The organism is Brevundimonas vesicularis (assembly GCF_032067225.1).
Lineage (GTDB): Bacteria > Pseudomonadota > Alphaproteobacteria > Caulobacterales > Caulobacteraceae > Brevundimonas > Brevundimonas vesicularis_F.
In genome coordinates this window covers 1-2,970 of the sequence record NZ_DAMBJX010000084.1, presented here as the reverse complement: position 1 = coordinate 2,970, position 2,970 = coordinate 1, and the positions used below count along the sequence as shown (strand labels likewise).

Below are 2,970 nucleotides of genomic sequence, written 5' to 3'. Positions count from 1 at the left end.
GACGGAAGAGTACAACATCTATCAGATCACCACGGGCGTCCGTGGTCAGGTTCCGCAAAGCACCTGGACGTACGACGTTTACGGTTCGTATGGCCGCGTTTCCAATACGACCACTCAAACCGGCAACGTGTCTCGCTCGTCGGTTCAGCGACTGCTGGACGCTGCGGACGGCGGACGCAGCCTCTGCGCTGGCGGTTTCGATCCGTTTGGCGTGACAGACCTGTCTGCCGAGTGCATCAACTACATCGGTCGTTCGGCGCGTAACTCGACCGTGACCGAACAACGGGTCATCGAAGCGTCGCTTCAGGGCAAGGCGTTTGATCTGCCGGCCGGTGAAGTTCGTGTCGCCCTCGGCGCTCAGTATCGCCAAGACGACTTCGCCTTCGGCGCCGACTCCTCGCTCGCTCAACAAAACGCCGTCACGCCTCACTTGGGCGCAAATGGCCAGCCGGACGGCGGCAACGTCGGTGGTTCGGAAATCGCCGGCTTCAACCCGACGCCTTCGCTGAGCGGTGGTACGAACTCCAAGGAACTGTTCATCGAAGCGCTGGTCCCGCTGCTCTCGGATCTGCCTTTCGTCGAGCAACTGGATCTGAACCTCGGCTATCGTTACGCCGACTACAGCACCGCTGGTGGCACGCAGGCCTATCGTGCGGAGCTAGACTGGACTGTCGCCGGCGGCCTCCGCGCTCGTGGCGGCTATAGCCGCTCGGTCCGCGCACCTTCGATCGGGGAGCTGTTCGCCACCGCGAGCACGAACTTCCCGAGCATCGGCGCCCCCTCGGCTACGGGCACCGGTGGTGACCCCTGCGACATTCGCAGCAGCTTCCGCCAGGGCTCTAACGCCGCTGCTGTCCGTGCGCTGTGCTTGGCGCAAGGGATCTCGGCCCAGGCGATCGATCGTTACACCTTCTCTAACAACCAGGTCGAAAGCCGCACCGGCGGTAACCCCAACCTGTTTGAAGAGACGTCGGACAGCTGGTCGGCCGGTCTGGTGTATCAATCGCAGTTCGCGTCGCCTTGGCTGTCGGGCTTCTCGGCTTCGATCGACTACTACAACATCGAGATCACCGACGCGATCGGATCGATTGCGGCCGACGACTCGCTGGCCGGCTGCTTCAACGTCACGGGCGAAAACCCCACCTTCAGCAACGCCAACAGCTATTGCCAGCTGTTCAGCCGCGATCCGTTGTCCGGCAACATTGTCGGCGCGATCGAAAATCAGGCCAACCTTGGCATGATCAAGACTTCTGGCGTCGACTTCCAGGCCGACTGGGCCTTCAACATCGCCGACATCGGTGGTGGCGATTGGGGTCGTCTGAAGTTCAACACGGTCATCAGCTGGCTGGAGAACTATGAAGACAACGTCGTCGAGGGCGGCGCCTTCACTGACCGTACGGGCACGATCGACAGCACCTTCGGCAACACCTTCCCGGAATGGAAAGCCCTGACCTCGGTGACCTGGGCGAGCGGTCCGTTCTCGGTCGGCGCCCGCTGGCGTCGGGTCGGCGAAATCACGGTGATCAACACCACCGAGGTTCTGCCCTCCATCGACTACTTCGACCTGAACGGTTCGTGGTCCATCAACGACACGGTGTCGCTGCGCGGCGGCGTGAACAACCTGACCGACGAACAGCCGAACGTCTTCGTTCCCGGCGTTCAGGCCAACACCGACCCGTCGACTTATGACGTGCTGGGTCGCCGCTACTACGTCGGTCTGACCGCCAAGTTCTAAGGCCGGTCAACGACACAAGACTGAGGCGGCGGAGCAACGCTCCGCCGCCTTTTTCGTTTAAGCGGCGCCGTAGAAAAACCATTCGGGCGGGCGAGCGTTACGGATCGTCGCCTGTTTGCGGCGCCCCCCTCCAAGGAAGATCATGCTGAAATTTGTCGTTCCCGGACTATCGGTCCTGTCGCTGCTGGCTGCCGGCGCGGCTGTCGCTCAAACGCAGGATGGGCCGATCGTGACGGGTAATCGCTCGGGCGAGACCGCCGATGCGTTGAAGACGCGCGAGGCCATCGCCTATGCACGGCCGTTGCCGCGCGGCGCGCCGAGCGCCGACTATCCGCTGGTGGCGTGGTGCGATGCCCTGGTGACGGGCCATGCCGATCTGGGCGAGACGCTGACGTCGCGTGCGCCGGAGGATGTCGAGCTGGTGCGTCTGGGCCGTCTCGAAGCCCAGGATTTCCGTAGCGCCCTGGCGGCGGCCGCGCCGCGCCAATCGGCGGCTTCGAAGGCTGAGGCCGAGCAGGCCGTCGCCGCCGTTAAGGCGCAGTGGGCCCCGCTGATGGCCAATCCCGACGCCGAGGCGCGCAGCCAGTCGTTCGGCCTGTTCTTCGGTCTGCCGGGCCGCTGCGAGCATGCCGCGCGCCGCCTGCGCGACAATATCACCACGCCGCCCGCCACGCTGGAGAGCGTCGGCATCAACTGACCGGTTCGGCGGTTACCCGATGACAGACGGCGGCTTGAGCCCGGCTCAAGCCGCCGATTCGCGTTTGGCGGCGTAGGGATCGTAGTTGAGGATGGGCGCCAGCCAGCGCTCAGCCGTGGCGACGTCCCAGCCCTTACGGCGGGCGTAGTCCTCGACCTGGTCCAGATCGATCTTGCCGACGCCGAAATAGTGGCTGCCGGGATGGCCGAAATAGAGGCCCGACACGGAGGCCGGGGGCGTCATGGCGAAGCTTTCGGTCAGGGCCATGCCGGCGTGGTTTCCGGCGTCGAGCAGGCGGAAGAGGGTGGCTTTTTCCGTGTGATCGGGCTGGGCCGGGTAGCCGGGGGCAGGTCGGATGCCCTGATATTGTTCGGCGATCAGAGCATCGATATCGGCCGTCTCATCGGCGGCATAGCCCCACAGGGTGGTGCGGACCTCTTTGTGCAGCCGTTCGGCGAAGGCCTCGGCCAGACGGTCGGCCAGGGCGGTGGCGAGGATGGCGGAATAGTCGTCACCGGCGTCCTTGAACCGTTTGGCG

3 protein-coding genes are annotated in these 2,970 nt (G+C 64.4%); 2 read left to right on the top strand and 1 reads right to left on the bottom strand.

Annotated elements, in window-relative coordinates:
* Together RT123_RS14785 and RT123_RS14780 are read left to right on the top strand one after the other, a co-directional pair.
* The coding region (locus RT123_RS14785) for a TonB-dependent receptor domain-containing protein (protein ID WP_313009931.1) at positions 1-1,735 on the top strand (1,735 nt) is incomplete at its 5' end.
* A gap of 142 nt (positions 1,736-1,877) precedes the next feature.
* On the top strand, positions 1,878-2,432 hold the full coding sequence (locus tag RT123_RS14780) for a hypothetical protein (RefSeq protein WP_055808523.1): 555 nt from the start codon (positions 1,878-1,880) through the stop codon (positions 2,430-2,432).
* A gap of 45 nt (positions 2,433-2,477) precedes the next feature.
* Here the strand turns inward: RT123_RS14780 and RT123_RS14775 are convergent.
* A partial coding sequence (locus RT123_RS14775; protein ID WP_313009930.1) for a vitamin B12 dependent-methionine synthase activation domain-containing protein occupies positions 2,478-2,970 on the bottom strand: 493 nt, incomplete at its 5' end.